Below are 17,300 nucleotides of genomic sequence, written 5' to 3'. Positions count from 1 at the left end.
TTGTTTTATTAGAGAGATCTCAGAACTGGATTGAGCCATAGACGTCCATCGAAGAACGACTCAAATGGACACCCTCTCCATTAGCCAGTAGCTAGGTTCATGTTTTGCCATGGGATCTCAGCGAGAATGGGTGGTTTGAATAGAGTTTGGATAGACCTTCAATTTCAGGAGACATGATCCAGACTAAGAAGATCGTGCTTACTTTCCTCAAGAAGAATCAAATGTAAATATAGGGACCCTAAGGAGATACTAGAAGATGTGCTTAGAACCCGAAGACTGGGAGAACTGCTATGAAGGGACTTCAGCTCTCTCCTATGAGCAGCTGATTGAACTAGATCAGTATTATCAAGAACGCAGTGAAACTTCTATTGATGATGAGCTTCATCACATCGTGAAGTTGGTCATGAAAGAAAAAAAACCTCAAATAAATGGTCTGGAAAAGTCTCTATTTCTATCAACTTCTAAAAAAAACCTTTTTCTCAAACTTATGAATCTTGCAAAAAGTCTTGTCTGGTTTTTTTCTAGCCATCATCCATATAGGAATGCACAAAGGGATCCAGTGGAAGATGACGCTAACTCTTCCTGCCTTCTCCCTATAGAGGATGTGTGGAATTTATAGGTAACCAGCTGGATCATTTCTTAAACCAATTCTTTATTGATTAACTCACGTCTGCAGCCATGCCTGGGGAAAAACTTATCCGGATCAACTCTTCATACTTTCAATCGCTAATCCAAGCTATTGATTCTTTTTTGAAACCATTCGGAAATACCATGCTCATTTCATTGGCTATTGATTAAATCAAATGAGCAATACTTTGAGCGTACCTGAGAATTTAAAACGTTTTTACTTAGCTCAAAACACTGGCACTCCAAATTTTCATGAGAAAGCTGTAGCTGAATTGTTCTCAGGTTGTAAAAAAAGTCATTGGATTTGGTTTGTACTTCCTCAGCTACTAGGGTTAGGCCATTCAGAAAAATCAAAGAAGTTTGGGATCAATGATTTGTTAGAGGCGCAGGAATATCTCGAGAACAAATTACTGAAGGATCGGTTAGAAGAAATTATTACTGTTATTGCTGAACAACTCAAAATCCCAGAACAAAGCCTTACGAATCTTATGGGCAGTGAATTAGACGCGATCAAAACAATTAGCAGTCTCACGCTTTTTGAAGCTGCTGGACTTGAGATCGCCTCTATGCTGCTAGATCAGTTAGGTACACGCTGCCCAATGACTCAAGAGTTACTCCGATCTAGGGGCAATGTGCTTCCTAGAGCTGATGCATAGATACCAACCGTTTTCCTCATGACCCTGTAAAAAAGGCTTTGACTAGCGAAAAGAAAAGGTTAGATGTTTTTTCTTCCCTTGATTTAGAAGAACTCCAAACTCCCCAACGGACAAGACGACGCTTAATAGCTTCTACTACTTTCCCCCGACGTGTAGACAACCAAAGGTCTCTATTGAGTTTCGACACTTTCTCATTACGTCTATGAAGTATTTCGCCACCAATAATGTTTCGTAGATGCTGATCGGCTGTGGTTCTTTCTCTTCTCATATAAACCCAAGCTAATTGGCGAAGCTCTTGATCATCAAGTCTCTCGAAGAGATTTTCCAGTTGAAGCACTCCTTTTCGGCGGATACACATTGTTTTTATTAGACCTGATTTTCTTGAGCAGGCTTTTTTGGGGACCATCAACTTGCCTTGAATCTCTGGCTTATGCCAGCCATCGCAATATCCTTTGAAAAAGGACCAAGTGATTTCTGGATAATGCTGCGAAGTTTACTGCTTTCAGCTCTAGTCGCCGCTTCGCCTGTAATTGCGTCAAGCAATTCAGGGCCGATGGTTTATGGATGTGACTACAAACTCTCTAAAGAAAAGCCCCAATTGAGCGATGTTTGCCTCTTAAACGCTCATTTCAATATGGGTCAGCAATGGTTTTCGGTAAATCCCATTCGATCAGGCACAGAATTTACCTTTCGGACAAACGATAGTCGGGCTGATGAGTCAATGGATGGAGTTTTTAGAGGAGCAGATGATCGCCCTTTATTCCATGAGGCCACTATCAGTTCTAACGGAAAAGAAATATGGAAAGGTAGTTATAAAGAACTCTCCGAAGGAAGAGAGGCTGCTTGTCGTATCGGTAGTGCTGGAGGGGAAACTAAGTACCTTTTAAGCAACGGTGCCTTTATTTGTATTTGGTATAGATCGAAATAATGATGCGCAGCTTCTTATTCTTAACAGCACTCCTTGTATTTATTCCGTCACCAGCGAAAGCAGGTTGCGGAGATAGCGAAGGCTATATGCAGATTTGCAAAGAGGAGAAATGCTTTGTAGACAAGATTATTCAGACTTGTAGTGGTGCCACATCAGGTAGTCATTGGAGAACTAAAAAAGGTTTTCAGTTTGGATATATTCCTTGGGATTACAAAAAAAATAAACAGAGAAAAGAACCAATACTTTCTGGATCTATTGAAAACATTCTTTTGTATGAGGGTGATCCTAAGAAGTCACCATGGAGCTTTGATATTTGTGGAGGCAGTCGTTTCGAAGGTGGCCCGTGCAATGAGAATCATCCATGGAGCAAAAATGCGATAGAAGAAGATGAAAAACTAAAAGCAGTCAATCAAGCAGTAGAAATTGTCAAAAGAAGGTATAAGAAAAAGTTCGATAGTTGGAGAGACTTCTCAGGCAAAGATCCTTTCTTTAAACTTTTTCGATATACAGATAATTGCAATATGGAATTAAAGGCCGTAAGAGACCTCTCCTCCCATAAATATCAAGATGCATATTTCGAGGTTGATGTATGCCAAAGACGCGCGAAGGAAATCTAATGCGCTACTTCTTACTAGCTTTGTTCTTCTTGTCAATTCCAGGTGCTTACGCTGAGCCACCTAATCCAAATTAGATAGAGTAAAGAAAAGAGATGGAAGAATGAGGCTTCATTCCAACTCCATTCCAACCATCAAGTATCGCTAAGATTACAGACTATGACTGAAATTAACTACTGGCTAATGAAGAGCGAGCCTGAGGTGTATGGCATTAACCATCTAAAAGAAGAAGTTTCAACTCTTTGGGATGGAATTCGTAACTACCAAGCAAGGAATTTTATGAGAAGAATGTCCATAGGGGATAAAGCATTCTTTTATCATTCCAATTGCAAGCCTCCTGGAATAGTTGGGCTTATGGAAGTGTTGGAAACAGGTTTAATTGATCCAACACAATTCGACCCAAATGCAAAATACTATGACCCAAAATCCTCACAAGAAAATCCCCGTTGGGATTGTAATCGCATGGGCTATATTTGCCAATTTGAAAAGAAATTAACCATAGAAGAACTAAGGGCTTCATATTCAGCTGAGCAACTCACTCTTCTCCGCAAAGGTAACAGGCTTTCTATAATGCCAATACATAATAAAATCGCTATAGAAATCATTAGCAGGTTAGGTGGAGTTATATAGAAGCTAATACACTTCAATAGAAAAAGATCAGACTACGCTTAACCAATATCACAATAATTAGAGTGAAAGTATTACTAAATTCTTCATGGTTCCGTTAATAAAAAGGGTTACACCAGAGAATCGCAAGAGAACATTTTACCTACGTACAATCGGGTAATTGACCTGGAGACCGCACCATTTTGAACCAAAAACCCTGCAAGGGCAGCCTGGATTAAACGGTATTGATCCCAATTTGGATAGCGTTCAATAAATGCTGCCATCGCAGACTGCAAAGCAACAGGCAACTCTGTCTGAAAGCTTACAACTCCTTCATTCACTTGCTGATTTGAGTCCTCGCAAACATTTAATGGAGCTTCATTCACTAGTCCATTGGTGAGAGGACTTACATCTGAACTTTGCATCTTCTTTTCTCTTGAAGTCACACTAGTTCCTCACAACTCTTGCCCTCAGTCAAGTAGATGTGATTTTACTGATCTAAGCAATTCTCAAAATGAGAATCCAATGCTGAAAAAGTAATTAGAGCATAGCGCTGCATATCCATCACTAAAGGGATGAATTCATGATTTAAGTCAAGAGGAAAACACTCTCTAGATCCTTTTTCCACATGTTCTAGCCATAAAAAGGCCGCGAAGGTAATAAACTGTGGAAAAGCTGTGCAATAACAAGTAAAAGTCAGGGGAATATCGTTAACAAGCTATTAATAAGTCTCGCTAATCAGTAGGAGAATCCCAAATGGTTCTCACAGCTTCTGCAACTGCTTTTGCCGATGGCTGTGGCCAATGAGCCTCAAAACCTCTAACCCCGGATTCCGTTGACTGAAAAACAATCTGGAGGCTCCAATCATTTGTGTCTCCATCTAAGGAAGCCCACCAGCTTCCCTTCTCAATCTCTAAGGAAACAAGCTCTTCAGGCATTAATTGCTCTTGAAGTTGATTGTGTTGACTCGTTAGCTCGGAAATTATTGCCACCAATACACACCACTCGGGTTCTGTAAGCTCAAACGCCCAACCATTACCTCCAATTAAAAATTGGAACTCCCCTCGCATTGAATCTCGAGATATTCGCCAACCAGGGCCCTCATTTTGAATCACTTATTTAGCCAGGAAGCAAATCTGGCTGATCCTGCTCATCACTTAATTCAACAATGGCTCTATGAACTGGCTTGATACTGGATTCCTCTAAAAGACCATCAAAATCATCAAATCTCCTTTGCTTGGCTCGAAATGCTATCCGAACAGTAGTGAGATAGCGATTAGGAGAATGCCGAATTAGGCTCTCACCTCTGGTTGCTAGATCCTGTGAATCGACACTTGCTTTGAGCACTTAGGAGCACCTGTTTTTAATTATTTTAATTGACAGAGGCTTTCTTTTTAAGCGAGAAGATCACTATGAAAAGGAATTTTGATGGGATAAGACCTTTGAATGGAACCAGGTGACCTCAAAACAATCTTCCTACCAAGACCTAAAGCTGCCAAAGGCGGCCTTATATAGCCCACTAAATCACTTACTACCTCCAAATGCTCAACATCCAAGCATTCAACACGTATAGTTCCCCAACTCCTAGTCATCCTGCAATAACGTAGTGGTTCAAGTTGTTCCTGAATATTTAGATTCTCTCTGTAAAAGGAAAAAACAAGCTGTTGAAGCTTATCCATAATCACAACTAACTTCTTACAAACACAACCTGGCAATACTCGTGAGCATGTCACCAAGGACAGAGGAAAAGCTTCAGATTTCAAAGCAGAGTGGCACTCTTGCGATAGACCTTGGGAATACAACAACAGTTGTCGCATTCCAAGGAGAAAGCGAAAGTCGGCCTCGCCTACTTGACATTCCACCTATTTCTAGAATTAAGGGTGAGATCCCTAGCCTTGTTTGGTACAACCCAAACAGTGTTCCAAACTTATTAGTCGGGAATCAAATCATTTCTTCAGGACTGTATGGGCAAAATGATCCGCATCTTTTTAGAGATTTCAAAAGGTGGATAGGAAAGCCTCATGAAGAATCACAAAAGGAGAAACTGCTTTCTCCAGAACAATCAGGGGAAATACTTTTAAAAGAGATTTGGAAGCATTTACCAAAAAACATTGAGGTTAAAAGGCTCGTTCTTACTACACCCATAGAAAGCTACCGTGCATATAGAACCTGGCTTAACAAAGTATGTTCTCAGCTTCCTGTGAAAGAAATTGCCATTGTTGATGAGCCCACGGCTGCTGCCTTAGGAGCAGGAATGCCTCATGGGTCCAAAATTCTTGTTTGTGATTTTGGCGGAAGCACAATAGACATCTCTCTAGTTGCAATTGAGGGGGGAGAAGGGAAAATCGCACCAATTGCAGAGTTAATTAGATTCAATGGAGAAGATCTCTTTGACAAAAGTCGACAAAATATTCGTACCGCAAAAGTTCTTGGGAAGTCTGGGATTCGTCTGGGAGGTAGAGATCTAGATAGATGGATTGCAAATCACCTATATCCAGACAACATTCTTTCCGAAGACCTGCTAAATGGAGCAGAGAGACTCAAATGCCGTCTAAGCAACTCAAACCTTAAAAATTCGGAAATACTTACTGAAATAGTTATGAACAAAAAAACACTAAAAGGGACTGCTCTAAAGCTCAACATTAATGATCTTAATGAGTTACTAGTCAGAAAAGAATTACTCACTACTTTAAGTAAACTTCTAGAAGAAACACTTGCTGGTGGTAGACGAAATGGATGCAATCTTAATAACATTCATGGGGTGATTGCCGTTGGAGGAGGATCAAGGGTTCTTGTCCTAAAAGAATGGTTAAAAAACACTACAAAGCCAGCCCCATTAATTACCCCTCCACCTATTCAGGCTGTGGCAATTGGAGCCTTGGGACTAACACCAGGTGTTCAAGTAAGAGATGTACTTCAGCGAGGTATTTCACTTCGTATTTGGGAACAACGAAGTGAAAAACATATATGGCATCCTTTATTTGTAAGAGGTCAAACTTGGCCAACCACTAAGAATCTAGAGATAGTTCTTGCGGCGAGCCATCTAAATCAATCAAATCTAGAGATTCTTCTTGGGGAACCCGAGAACCAAGGAAGCCATGAAGTTATTTATAACAAAGGAATGCCAAGAATTAAATCACTCTCAGATGAACCTCTTATTTCTGCTTTGCCAAAAGAAGCAATCTCTCTATCTCTGAACCCTAATGCCCAACCTGGCGAAGATTGCCTAAAGCTTCAGTTCAGAATCAACGAAGAAGCGAAATTAATACTAGAAGGGGAAGACTTACGTACTGGGAAGAAGATTGGCCCCAAATACCTATCTACAGTGCGATGATCTCCAAAACTTCTATAAGTGTTTCTTTCAACAAAGATAGACCCCTTCTTCTTCATCTAAATCTTTAAGGCGCAATTCAATATTTTCGGTCCTACGAGTAGGGACTATTCGACCACAGAAATCCGGCTGAACAGGTACTTCCCTATGGCCCCTATCAACCATTACAAGCAACATAATCCTCTTTGGCCTTCCCCAAGCCTGCAATGCTTCCAAAGATGCTCTTATTGTTCGACCGGTAAAAATCACATCATCTACTAAAACAATCTGCCTACCTTCTATTGTTGGAGGTAAATCATTGGGTTGAGCCATCCTTTTGCCGATTCTGCCAATGTCATCCCGATGAAAAGTTGGATCAACACTACCTTGATCTATCTTATGGCCCGTAAGTTTCTCAAGCTGCAAAGCTAAAACTCTTGAGAGATGAATTCCTCTAGTTGGAATACCCAACAAAATTAGTTCCTTACTATCAGTTACTGTCTCAAAGACTTGGGAAGCAAGACGCGCAAGAGTTCTTCCCAACTCTTCTGAGGAAAGTATCTCGACTCTTGCTTCTCTGTTTTCCTCAGGCATTTTTAGTCCCCTCAAGGAAATTTTATGCGCATCCTTTCTTAGGCAAAAGCAAAGGATGCGCAAAACCTGACAGAAGTGAAAACAATTCCATATCTAAGGCCCCAAAAGAAGTAGTTTGATAATTAGAAACAGCACATCAAGGAAGCTTGGCTGATCAAAATGCCCAAAATCAGCTCAGGAGATCAATAAGTTCCGAGCAAGTAGCGCCTGTTGTATTGGCGATTCTTGATGGCTGGGGTTACAGCGAAAACTCCGATCACAATGCAATTAAGACTGCCAATACTCCAATAATGGATTCCTTGTGGCAGGCCTACCCACACACTCTTATCCAAGCAAGTGGAGAAGACGTAGGCCTGCCAGAAGAACAAATGGGCAACTCTGAGGTAGGGCACTTAACCATCGGGGCTGGGAGAATAATTCAGCAAGAATTGGTAAGAATTACAAAAACTGTAGAAAATCAAAGACTAGGTGAAACGAAAGCACTTTCCAATCTTGCAAGAAAATTAAGGCGATCCGGCAAAACCTTGCATCTTTTAGGACTCTGTTCAGATGGTGGAGTACATAGTCATCTCAATCATCTTTGCGGTCTATTGAAATGGGCTAGTGCAACCGGTCTCCAAAAAGTTATTGTCCATGCCATCACTGATGGCCGCGATACTCCAACAAAAAGTTCTGCCTATTATCTTGAGCAAATTCAAGAAGTAATTGCTCTAACAGGAGTAGGCAAATTAGCAAGCATGTGTGGTAGGTATTGGGCAATGGACCGTGATCATCGATGGGAGAGAACGCAAAAGGCATACAATCTACTCACAAATCCTCAAATAACTGTTAAAGATGAATCTCCTAAAGAATTGCTAGAGAAAAGCTATGCAGAAGGAGTTACAGACGAATTTATTGAGCCTATAAAGCTCTCAAAAGACTCTCTTGAAGATGGAGATGGACTGGTGATATTCAATTTTCGTCCAGATCGTGCTCGACAACTTTTACAAGCCCTAACAGCTGAAAGCTTTTCTGCATTTCCTCGTGATTCCCAACCTGCACTCAACATCGTCACATTCACCCAGTATGAACCAAACCTAAATGTTGATGTCGTATTCCCTCCAGACCCTCTCGAGAACCTTCTCGGTCAAGTCATCTCTGAACATGGGCTTCGTCAATACAGGACAGCAGAAACAGAAAAATACCCGCATGTAACATATTTCTTAAATGGCGGGATCGAACAACCTCTGGAAGGAGAAGACAGACACCTGGTTCCTTCTCCGCGAGTCGCTACATATGACTTATCACCAGCCATGTCTGCAGAAGCCCTTACAGATAGCTGCACCAAAGCAATTGAAAGTGGACTTTATTCTCTAGTGGTGATTAATTATGCAAACCCAGATATGGTTGGACATACAGGCATTATGGGCGCAACACAACAAGCTATCTCTACTGTCGATAAATGTCTTGGAAGACTATTGGATTCAACGGGGAAAATGAGTGGAGCATTATTAATTACTGCTGACCATGGAAATGCAGAGCTTATGGAAGGGCCTGACGGTCAAGCATGGACTGCACATACTACAAATCCTGTTCCAGCAATCCTTATTGAAGGAGAAAAAAGAAAAGTCATAGGGCAAGGCAATTCAATTCAATTAAGGACCGGTGGAGGGTTAGCAGATATTGCTCCAACAATCCTTCAACTTCTAGGACTACCAAAACCAGTTGAGATGACAGGACTCTCACTAATTGAAATTAGTCCTACAGTAACAATTAACCCTAAATTAGCTCAGCCAGTCTGAATAAAACATGTTTGTCTCTCAGGCAAAGCAAACCAATGATTGATAAAATTAATTCATTATGATTACTTCAATTCTTACCTGGGTATGGGCAGCATCTGGAGTGCTCCTAATCTTATTAGTTTTACTTCACAGCCCAAAAGGTGATGGCATGGGCGGACTAGCTGCTAGTGGAAGTACAATGTTTACAAGCGCCAGCAGTGCGGAAGCAACCCTAAATAGAGTCACCTGGATATTTTTGGCTATTTTCCTGAGCCTAGCAATAATCCTCAGCGCAGGATGGCTAAGCTAGAAAACCCTTTACGACTCATAATGCTTAAAAAATCCTCACTTAAATCTTAGAAAGAAATATACTTTTTCTGTAAACTTAATAGCTTAGCTAAAAAAATACCCAGCAAACATTTGACTCCTGATTTTCCTAATTGAGGGTGAATGAATAAAAAAGGACCGGCGAAAAACCGGTCCTTATATTTTTTATCTTTTATTGATGAGAGAAACTCATCAATAATCAAAATCGCCTCCCATACCTGCTCCTCCAGCAGGAGCAGCTTCTTTCTTCTCAGGCAAATCAGCAACTATGCACTCGGTAGTAAGAACCATACCGGCTATTGATGATGCATTTTGAAGTCCAGAACGTGTCACCTTTGCGGGATCAACTATTCCCGCAACAAGCATATCTACATAGTCACCTGTCGCAGCGTTATAGCCATCACTTACAGGCTTACTTTTTACATTCTCAGCAACAACAGCACCGTTTGCACCAGCATTCTCTGCGATACGCATTAATGGAGCAGTAAGCGCAGCTTCAACAATATTTGCCCCTATCAACTCTTCGCCAGAAAGAGATTTTTCAGACCATTTCTGGAGCTCTGGAGCTAAATGCGCAAGGGTAGTACCACCTCCAGGAACAATGCCTTCTTCAACAGCAGCCTTTGTAGCGTTAATAGCATCTTCAAGACGAAGCTTCTTATCCTTCATTTCTGTTTCAGTTGCAGCTCCGACTTTGACGACAGCCACTCCTCCAGCAAGCTTTGCTAAACGTTCCTGAAGCTTCTCTTTGTCATAAGTAGAGTCAGTCTCATCCATCTGTTTTTTTATCTGCTCACAACGAGCATTAACTGCAACCTCATTACCCTCAGCAACAATAGTTGTGGTGTCTTTATTAATGGTTACACGCCTAGCTGTGCCCATCATCTCCAACTTGGCATTTTCAAGTTTAAGGCCAGCATCTTCAGTAATGAGTTGACCATTTGTTAAGACTGCCATGTCTTCCAGCATTGCCTTACGACGATCTCCAAAACCTGGGGCCTTAACTGCAGCAACATTCAGGACGCCTCGTAAACGATTAACTACCAAGGTAGCTAAAGCCTCCTTCTCAATATCTTCAGCAATAATCAGAAGTGGTTTACCAGTACGCGCAATTTGCTCAAGGACTGGGACCAGGTCCTGAACTAAACCAATTTTCTTATCAGTAAGAAGGATGTATGGCTCATCAAGAACTGCTTCCATTCTTTCAGTATCAGTTGCGAAATAAGGTGAGATATAACCCTTATCAAATCTCATACCCTCAGTAACTTCTAATTCAGTTGTCATCGACTTACCCTCTTCAAGAGAAATCACACCCTCTTTCCCCACCTTATCCATAGCGTCAGCAATCATCTTGCCAACTTCTTCATCATTACCTGCAGCAATAGTTCCACATTGTGCGATTGCGTTGCTATCACTGATTGGTTTTGAATTCTCTTCTATCTTTTTAACCAAAAATTCAGTTGCCTTATCAATACCTTTCTTCAAGGTGATTGCATTAGCGCCAGCAGCAACATTTCTCAGTCCTGCCTTAACCATTGCATGAGCTAAAACTGTTGCAGTAGTCGTTCCATCTCCTGCAGCATCATTGGTCTTAGAAGCAGCCTGGCGAATCAAAGCCACACCAGTATTTTCAATGTGATCTTCTAGCTCAATTTCTTTGGCAATGGTTACACCATCATTAATAATTTGAGGAGCACCAAATTTCTTTTCTAAGACAACATTCCTCCCCTTAGGGCCAAGGGTAACTGCTACCGATTCAGCAAGAATGTCAATACCTCGCTCAAGTGCGCGACGGGCTTGCTCGTTGTAAATAATGCGTTTAGCCATAGTTAGGCAATTGTTTAAGTAAAGGGAAAAAGTTTAAAAGTTAAGTGAAGTCAGAAGATCAATTAACTACAGCCAAGATGTCTTTTTCTGACAAAAGAACATACTCATCACGACCAAGCTTGATGTCAGTTCCTGCATACTTGCTGTAAAGAACCTTGTCGCCAATTCCAACCTCTGGAGACTGGCGAGAACCATCATCATTTCTTTTGCCTGGACCAACCTGTGCAACCTCACCAACCTGAGGCTTTTCCTTAGCAGTATCAGGCAAAAGAATGCCTCCAGCAGTCTTCTCCTCAGATTCAGATACTTTTACAAAAATGCGGTCTCCAAGTGGCTTAACAGTGGAGACGCTGAGAGAAACAGCAGCCATAGGGGGGGATTAAAGAGCAACAACTTGGGCGCTTAAACGCCGCCAACGGGAGCGAGTTAGCACTCAACACCGAAGACCGCCAACCTATGTCCTACAACAGCTGGGCGACCATAGCCGACCTGTGCGGGTGACCGTACCTTTAGCAAGCTTGTACCTTGCGGTGGTAATCTTGCGCGGCTCTTGAAAGGCATGCGCTAATTAAGCGCAATCTATCGTTTTTTAATTTTCTTATGGCTGCTGCTGCTACCGCTTCCGCCGGCACAAAGGGTGTTGTTCGCCAGGTGATTGGCCCGGTTCTGGACGTGGAATTCCCTGCAGGCAAGCTTCCTCAGATCCTAAATGCACTACGAATAGAAGGTACTAATCCAGCAGGGCAAAACGTTGCACTAACTGCTGAAGTCCAACAATTACTAGGTGATCACAGAGTCCGTGCCGTAGCCATGAGCGGAACTGACGGATTAGTACGAGGTATGGAAGCTCTTGATACTGGCGCTCCAATATCCGTCCCTGTAGGAGAAGCAACACTAGGGCGAATCTTCAATGTCCTTGGCGAACCTGTTGATGAGCAGGGACCTGTAACCACATCTTCTACTGCCCCAATTCATCGCCCAGCACCTAAACTTACTGAACTGGAAACTAAGCCCAAAGTCTTTGAAACTGGCATCAAGGTCATTGACCTCTTAGCTCCCTATCGACAGGGAGGCAAAGTAGGACTCTTTGGAGGAGCTGGTGTTGGGAAAACTGTATTAATTCAAGAACTAATTAACAATATTGCGAAAGAGCATGGTGGTGTTTCGGTATTTGGAGGGGTTGGTGAACGCACCAGGGAAGGAAATGATTTATATGAAGAATTCAAAGAATCTGGTGTTATTAATGCTGACGACCTAACTAAATCAAAAGTTGCTCTTTGCTTTGGCCAAATGAATGAGCCTCCAGGAGCACGTATGCGAGTAGGGCTATCAGCTCTCACAATGGCTGAGCACTTCAGAGATGTGAACAAGCAAGATGTTTTGCTTTTTGTCGACAATATTTTCCGCTTTGTTCAGGCTGGTTCAGAGGTATCCGCTCTCTTAGGGAGGATGCCATCAGCAGTTGGTTATCAGCCAACCTTAGGTACAGATGTAGGGGAACTCCAAGAAAGGATCACATCAACCCTTGAAGGATCAATTACATCTATCCAAGCTGTATACGTTCCTGCAGATGACTTGACGGACCCTGCTCCAGCAACAACTTTTGCTCACTTAGACGCAACAACAGTGCTTGCTCGAGCCTTAGCCGCCAAGGGGATATATCCAGCCGTGGATCCACTGGACTCAACAAGCACCATGCTTCAACCCTCTGTGGTTGGAGATGAGCATTATCGGACAGCTAGAGCTGTTCAATCGACACTGCAACGCTACAAAGAGCTTCAAGACATCATTGCGATCCTTGGTCTTGATGAACTTTCCGAGGAAGACCGAAAAACAGTAGATAGAGCTCGGAAAATCGAGAAATTCCTTTCTCAACCATTCTTTGTAGCTGAGATCTTCACTGGCATGGCTGGTAAATACGTAAAACTAGAAGACACAATTGCAGGCTTCAACATGATCCTGGCAGGAGAGCTTGATCATCTTCCAGAGCAAGCTTTCTATCTCGTTGGGAATATCGATGAAGTAAAAGCAAAAGCTGAAAAAATGAATGCCGAGGCCAAAAGCTAAAGGTCTAAACTCCAAATTAAAAGCATCTTTCCTAGAAAAGATGCTCCATCAAGCTTCTCCAATTCCACTTAAATCTTTTTCAAAATGACCCTCACCCTCAGAGTGCTGGCGCCCGACAAGAGCGTTTTCGACGGCACTGCCGACGAGGTGATTCTTCCTAGCACCACTGGTTTAATAGGAATCCTTCCAGGGCATATCTCTTTGGTTACTGCTATTGATATAGGGGTTTTAAGGGTGCTGGCCAATGGCAAGTGGGATTCAATAGCGTTAATGGGTGGTTTTGCTGAAGTAGAGAATGATGATGTAACGGTTTTAGTTAATGGAGCAGAGCTAGGAAGTGATATAGATACAAACTCTGCTGATTTGGAGCTAGAAAAAGCCAAAGCTGAATTCAATAAACAGGCAGACCAACCAACATCAACGGACAAATTAAAGGCACAACAAAATCTCAACAGGGCCCGTGCAAGAGCTCAAGCAACAAGAAACGAACGCCAATAAACAACAAAAGAGAGTTCCTCAAAAATTGTTTTCAATAAATGAGTTTGCAGCTGCTTATAGATAATGGAGACCCAAAAGTTTGGGAAGAACTAACATCAACAGGGCTGTTTTCGGGGATCACAACAAATCCCTCTCTACTCCGTCGTGCAAAACAGTCATGTCGAATTGAACAATTAAAGAAACTAGCTAAGCATGCGGAATCATTAGGATATAAAGAGCTTCATCTACAAGCCTGGGGAAGAAGTCAAAGGGAACTTGTCCTCTGCGGATCCCAATTAGACCTCTTAAAAACAAAACAACTAAAAATATACGTCAAAATTCCTGTAACTTTTACTGGCAGTCAAGCCGCAAAGGTACTAATCGAAAAAGGTATCTCAGTCACTCTGACAGCGTGCTACGACGCTAAACAAATAATTATTGCATCAGGGCTTGGGGCAAGTTACATAGCTCCTTACCTAGGTCGAATAAACGATCTTGGCGTTGATGGGATTCAAGAACTCAAAAGAATGCAAAAAGTATTAGATGGCCTAGGGAGCACATGCAAACTTTTAGTAGCAAGCATACGCAACCCAAAAGAAATCATTGAACTGGCTTCAGAGGGAATCAATACATTCACAATCAGCCACAAAATTGCAAAGGAACTCTATGAAGTCTCTGCAACAATCATTGCTGAACAGCAATTCAATAATGATGCTATGTCCACTCAGTAGTAGTTGGAAATACCAAATCTTAACCTTAAGCAGTTCCGCAAAAAGTAACCTCTGGAAATTTTAACTTTGCTTCCTCAAGGCTTTTACCTTTACCCTCTTCCTGCCAGTAATTAATTACCTCAGTGGCTTGATTTAAAACCTCAACCCTTTCATTATCTGTAATCCAACTCTTGCCCTCTAAGGCTGTTTTCAAAGTTTCCCAAGCATCCTCTCTTGGCCAAAAGAAATATGCAGTTAATGGGCTAGGCCCGCCTCCAACAATTTGATCCACCGCCAAGGCGACGTTATCTGGCAGCCAAAGGATCTTCAAGAGAAATCTTCCTTCATCAGCCTTAGGTGTATGGCCTGAAGGAACACCATCAGCATCAATAGTCGCCGTAGCAAGAGCTGCTGCTGCACCAAGGATCGGTCGGCCTTCCTTAGGGGCCTTGTTGTTGTTTTCAACTGCTGATTTAGCCTCTAAGGCAGCTGCATCTTGGTCTCCTGAGGCATTAACAGCCTCCTGCTCAGCAGCAGCGCCTTCTGGAACAGTCATGTTGACAGTAATCAAAGTCCGGACAAGGGACTAACCTAACAGCCCTGCAACACCTTTTTCACTCTGGACCCTAAAGGCATACTGCTATTTGACATCGATGGCGTGATCCGTGATGTATCCAGAAGCTATCGGCTAGCAATAAAGGAAACGGTTTATCACTTTGTTCGATATAAGCCCACAACTAACGAAATCGATGTTTTAAAAGCAGAGGGGACTTGGAATAATGACTGGGATGCAAGCATGGAATTAATAAAACGGCATAAAAAGAAAGAGGCTTTAGATAAAGAATTACCAATTCAATCTGAACTTGTAAGGGTGTTTAGCAATTTCTACTTCGGTGGCGACCCGAATGGAAACAGCAAGAATTGGAAAGGCTATATATGTAACGAACCACTATTGATAAAAAATAATTTTTTTAATTCTCTAACTCAAAAAGGATTTTCATGGGGATTCCTAAGCGGGGCTGAAAGGCCATCTGCAAAGTTTATTTTGGAAGATCGACTTGGGCTCAAAGACCCTCCTTTAATTGCCATGGAAGACGCCCCAAGCAAACCTGATCCAACTGGATTATTAAGGATAGCCCAGTCACTTTTAAAGCAAGAATTAGGCAAAGAAGCTCCAGTTATTGCTTATTTAGGAGATACCGTTGCTGATGTTTTAACAGTTAAAAATGCTCAGAAACGAATTCCTAATCAACTATTTAAAAGCCTTGCTGTCGCACCACCACATCTTCATGGGGAAAGCAAAAAAGAAGAAAGAAAAGCTTATGAAAGGCAACTAAAATGTGCTGGCACAGACATAATCCTAAGCTGTACCGAAGATCTAATTCAATATTCAGAGCTTATTAGCTAAAACTATGACTAAAATAAAAATTTAGCTTTCAAAAAAAAAATTAGCATCTCTCTACATCCTCGACCTTAGAAACAGCGCTCTCAGTAAAAACTTCAGACCCATCATCTGTAACAAGCACATCATCTTCTATTCTTATTCCAATTCCTTTCCAACAGTCATCTATTTCTGGTTGCCCCTCTGGCACTGGAAGACGCTCACTAATATAAAGGCCTGGTTCAACTGTTAAAACCATACCCGACTGAAGATCTACAGGATATTCTCCTAAACGATATGCACCTACGTCATGAACGTCTAATCCCAACCAATGCCCTGTACGGTGCATATAAAAATGTCGATAAAACCCTTTCTCAATAACTTCATCCACACTCCCAACCAGAAGGCCAATCTCTAAAAGCCCCTCAACTAAAACCTTTAGAGCAGCTTGGTGAACTCCTTCTGCATTTTGTCCAGGGCAAATAGTCTCAATAGCAGCTTGCTGTGCCGCAAAAACAATTTCATATAAAGCTCGCTGCTCAGAGTTGAATTTACCGTTAACAGGGAAGGTCCTTGTGATATCAGCGTTGTAATAATCCTCCAAAGAGCAGCCAGCATCTATCAATAACAAGTCTCCATCTCTCAAAGGTGCGTTATTAGCCGTGTAATGCAAAATGCATGCATTATCTCCAGTCGCAACAATTGATCCATATGCAGGGCCTCTGGCACCTTTTTCTAAAAAGTGTTTTTCAATAACAGCTTGTAGCTCTCGCTCATTCATCCCAGGTCTAGCTACTTTTCTTGCCAATTCGTGAGCTTCAACAGATATTCGAGCCGCCTCTCTCATTCTCTCTAACTCCTCTGGATCCTTTCTCAAACGTAATTGATGTATGAAAGGGCACGGTGCAATAAGCGAATAAGGCGCCAAACCCCTTCTGGATGCCATGTCAAGTTGAGCAGACCAAACTCCCAAAACAATCTCCTCAACTTTGGAATGCTTTCCTACTCGAAATGCAATGGATTCAGCTCCAACAAGATAATCACCTAAACGCTGCGAAAACTCGTCTAAAGGATGCGCAAGATCTGCCCCAAAATATTTAACTGCATCTTTTATTCCGCATCGCGAACCTTGCCATACCTCTAATGCTGGATCCTTAGGGTGAACAAAGAGAATAAATCTCTCCCCTAGTGGCCTAAATGGCAAAAGGAGAGCTATAGCATCAGGCTCATCAAAGCCCGTGAGATACCAAAAATCACTATCTTGCCTAAAACGATGCTCACAATCTGCATGATGGGTCACCAACGATGCAGCAGGAATAATTGCCGCCACATCTCCCAATTGAGCTAAAAAGCGTTCACGCCGTTTGTTAAAAGTAGTCAAATCAATCACAGCTGAGGTTTAAAGCAAACGAGACA

Annotated in this window: 22 protein-coding genes; 12 read left to right on the top strand and 10 right to left on the bottom strand. The window is 42.0% G+C overall.

Going from position 1 to position 17,300, the window contains the following annotated elements; translation table 11 throughout:
• Nucleotides 1-256 precede the first annotated feature (256 nt).
• Both SOI84_RS07960 and SOI84_RS07955 read left to right on the top strand, forming a co-directional pair.
• Nucleotides 257-619 (top strand): hypothetical protein, encoded by a 363-nt coding sequence (locus tag SOI84_RS07960; protein ID WP_320674003.1) that lies wholly within the window; start codon nt 257-259, stop codon nt 617-619.
• Nucleotides 620-803: 184 nt separating this feature from the next.
• On the top strand, nt 804-1,283 hold the full coding sequence (locus SOI84_RS07955) for a DUF1810 family protein (RefSeq protein WP_320674002.1): 480 nt from the start codon (nt 804-806) through the stop codon (nt 1,281-1,283).
• A 16-nt stretch (nt 1,284-1,299) separates the two neighbouring features.
• On the opposite strand, the gene SOI84_RS07950 is transcribed toward SOI84_RS07955, so the two are convergent.
• On the bottom strand, nt 1,300-1,641 hold the full coding sequence (locus tag SOI84_RS07950) for a hypothetical protein (protein ID WP_320674001.1): 342 nt from the start codon (nt 1,639-1,641) through the stop codon (nt 1,300-1,302).
• A 72-nt stretch (nt 1,642-1,713) separates the two neighbouring features.
• On the opposite strand from SOI84_RS07950, the gene SOI84_RS07945 reads away from it, so the two are divergent.
• From SOI84_RS07945 to SOI84_RS07935, 3 genes are all read left to right on the top strand, one after another.
• Entirely contained in the window at nt 1,714-2,211 is a 498-nt protein-coding gene (locus SOI84_RS07945; protein ID WP_320674000.1) for a hypothetical protein, read from the top strand.
• Nucleotides 2,211-2,828, top strand: coding sequence for a hypothetical protein (locus SOI84_RS07940; protein WP_320673999.1), 618 nt, complete (start codon nt 2,211-2,213; stop codon nt 2,826-2,828). The genes SOI84_RS07945 and SOI84_RS07940 overlap by 1 nt, the downstream gene beginning before the upstream one ends.
• 156 nt (nt 2,829-2,984) lie before the next feature.
• Complete coding sequence (locus SOI84_RS07935; protein ID WP_320673998.1) at nt 2,985-3,455, top strand: EVE domain-containing protein; 471 nt, start codon at nt 2,985-2,987, stop codon at nt 3,453-3,455.
• Nucleotides 3,456-3,562: 107 nt separating this feature from the next.
• Here SOI84_RS07935 and SOI84_RS07930 read toward each other — a convergent pair whose 3' ends face one another.
• The 4 genes from SOI84_RS07930 to SOI84_RS07915 all read right to left on the bottom strand — a co-directional run bounded on the left by SOI84_RS07930 (nt 3,563) and on the right by SOI84_RS07915 (nt 5,110).
• Complete coding sequence (locus tag SOI84_RS07930) at nt 3,563-3,817, bottom strand: DUF2811 domain-containing protein (protein ID WP_414153634.1); 255 nt, start codon at nt 3,815-3,817, stop codon at nt 3,563-3,565.
• A gap of 348 nt (nt 3,818-4,165) precedes the next feature.
• Nucleotides 4,166-4,546 carry a DUF1818 family protein gene (locus tag SOI84_RS07925; protein ID WP_320673996.1) on the bottom strand — a complete coding sequence of 127 codons (381 nt, stop codon included), beginning with the start codon at nt 4,544-4,546 and terminating at the stop codon, nt 4,166-4,168.
• Between the two features lie 4 nt (nt 4,547-4,550).
• A complete protein-coding gene (locus SOI84_RS07920; protein ID WP_320673995.1) occupies nt 4,551-4,778 on the bottom strand; it encodes a DNA-directed RNA polymerase subunit omega in 228 nt (75 codons plus the stop codon).
• Nucleotides 4,779-4,825: 47 nt separating this feature from the next.
• On the bottom strand, nt 4,826-5,110 hold the full coding sequence (locus tag SOI84_RS07915) for a hypothetical protein (protein ID WP_320673994.1): 285 nt from the start codon (nt 5,108-5,110) through the stop codon (nt 4,826-4,828).
• A gap of 47 nt (nt 5,111-5,157) precedes the next feature.
• Here SOI84_RS07915 and SOI84_RS07910 point away from each other — a divergent pair, with 47 nt between their 5' ends.
• Nucleotides 5,158-6,765 (top strand): Hsp70 family protein, encoded by a 1,608-nt coding sequence (locus SOI84_RS07910; protein ID WP_320673993.1) that lies wholly within the window; start codon nt 5,158-5,160, stop codon nt 6,763-6,765.
• A 27-nt stretch (nt 6,766-6,792) separates the two neighbouring features.
• Here the strand turns inward: SOI84_RS07910 and pyrR are convergent, their stop codons facing one another.
• Complete coding sequence (gene pyrR, locus SOI84_RS07905) at nt 6,793-7,335, bottom strand: bifunctional pyr operon transcriptional regulator/uracil phosphoribosyltransferase PyrR (protein ID WP_320673992.1); 543 nt, start codon at nt 7,333-7,335, stop codon at nt 6,793-6,795.
• Nucleotides 7,336-7,481: 146 nt separating this feature from the next.
• Here pyrR and gpmI point away from each other — a divergent pair, with 146 nt between their 5' ends.
• Nucleotides 7,482-9,116: a 2,3-bisphosphoglycerate-independent phosphoglycerate mutase gene (gpmI, locus tag SOI84_RS07900; protein WP_320673991.1), complete on the top strand. Its 1,635-nt coding sequence runs from the start codon at nt 7,482-7,484 to the stop codon at nt 9,114-9,116.
• 58 nt (nt 9,117-9,174) lie between these two features.
• A complete protein-coding gene (gene secG / locus SOI84_RS07895) occupies nt 9,175-9,405 on the top strand; it encodes a preprotein translocase subunit SecG (protein WP_320673990.1) in 231 nt (76 codons plus the stop codon).
• A 209-nt stretch (nt 9,406-9,614) separates the two neighbouring features.
• Here the strand turns inward: secG and groL are convergent, their stop codons facing one another.
• Nucleotides 9,615-11,249: a chaperonin GroEL gene (gene groL, locus SOI84_RS07890; RefSeq protein ID WP_320673989.1), complete on the bottom strand. Its 1,635-nt coding sequence runs from the start codon at nt 11,247-11,249 to the stop codon at nt 9,615-9,617.
• A gap of 58 nt (nt 11,250-11,307) precedes the next feature.
• Nucleotides 11,308-11,619, bottom strand: a complete 312-nt coding sequence (gene groES, locus SOI84_RS07885) for a co-chaperone GroES (RefSeq protein ID WP_320673988.1) — start codon at nt 11,617-11,619, stop codon at nt 11,308-11,310.
• Between the two features lie 230 nt (nt 11,620-11,849).
• Here groES and atpD point away from each other — a divergent pair, with 230 nt between their 5' ends.
• From atpD to SOI84_RS07870, 3 genes are all read left to right on the top strand, one after another.
• The gene (gene atpD / locus SOI84_RS07880; protein ID WP_320673987.1) at nt 11,850-13,316 is read left to right on the top strand and encodes a F0F1 ATP synthase subunit beta; all 1,467 of its coding nucleotides are present in this window, start codon (nt 11,850-11,852) and stop codon (nt 13,314-13,316) included.
• An 84-nt stretch (nt 13,317-13,400) separates the two neighbouring features.
• The gene (gene atpC, locus SOI84_RS07875) at nt 13,401-13,814 is read left to right on the top strand and encodes an ATP synthase F1 subunit epsilon (protein WP_320673986.1); all 414 of its coding nucleotides are present in this window, start codon (nt 13,401-13,403) and stop codon (nt 13,812-13,814) included.
• A gap of 38 nt (nt 13,815-13,852) precedes the next feature.
• Entirely contained in the window at nt 13,853-14,524 is a 672-nt protein-coding gene (locus SOI84_RS07870) for a transaldolase family protein (RefSeq protein ID WP_320673985.1), read from the top strand.
• Nucleotides 14,525-14,549: 25 nt separating this feature from the next.
• On the opposite strand, the gene SOI84_RS07865 is transcribed toward SOI84_RS07870, so the two are convergent.
• Nucleotides 14,550-15,059, bottom strand: a complete 510-nt coding sequence (locus SOI84_RS07865) for a 30S ribosomal protein PSRP-3 (RefSeq protein WP_320675430.1) — start codon at nt 15,057-15,059, stop codon at nt 14,550-14,552.
• Nucleotides 15,060-15,122: 63 nt separating this feature from the next.
• Between SOI84_RS07865 and SOI84_RS07860 the strand changes: the two genes are divergently transcribed.
• Nucleotides 15,123-15,911, top strand: a complete 789-nt coding sequence (locus tag SOI84_RS07860; protein ID WP_320675428.1) for a TIGR01548 family HAD-type hydrolase — start codon at nt 15,123-15,125, stop codon at nt 15,909-15,911.
• A 40-nt stretch (nt 15,912-15,951) separates the two neighbouring features.
• Here the strand turns inward: SOI84_RS07860 and SOI84_RS07855 are convergent, their stop codons facing one another.
• Nucleotides 15,952-17,265 carry an aminopeptidase P N-terminal domain-containing protein gene (locus SOI84_RS07855; protein WP_320675427.1) on the bottom strand — a complete coding sequence of 438 codons (1,314 nt, stop codon included), beginning with the start codon at nt 17,263-17,265 and terminating at the stop codon, nt 15,952-15,954.
• Between the last annotated feature and the right edge of the window lie 35 nt (nt 17,266-17,300).

The sequence above is a fragment of the Prochlorococcus sp. MIT 1341 genome (assembly GCF_034092415.1).
Classification (GTDB): domain Bacteria; phylum Cyanobacteriota; class Cyanobacteriia; order PCC-6307; family Cyanobiaceae; genus AG-363-P08.
Note: the sequence above shows the minus strand (reverse complement) of the source record. Positions and strands in the feature narration are given on the sequence as shown.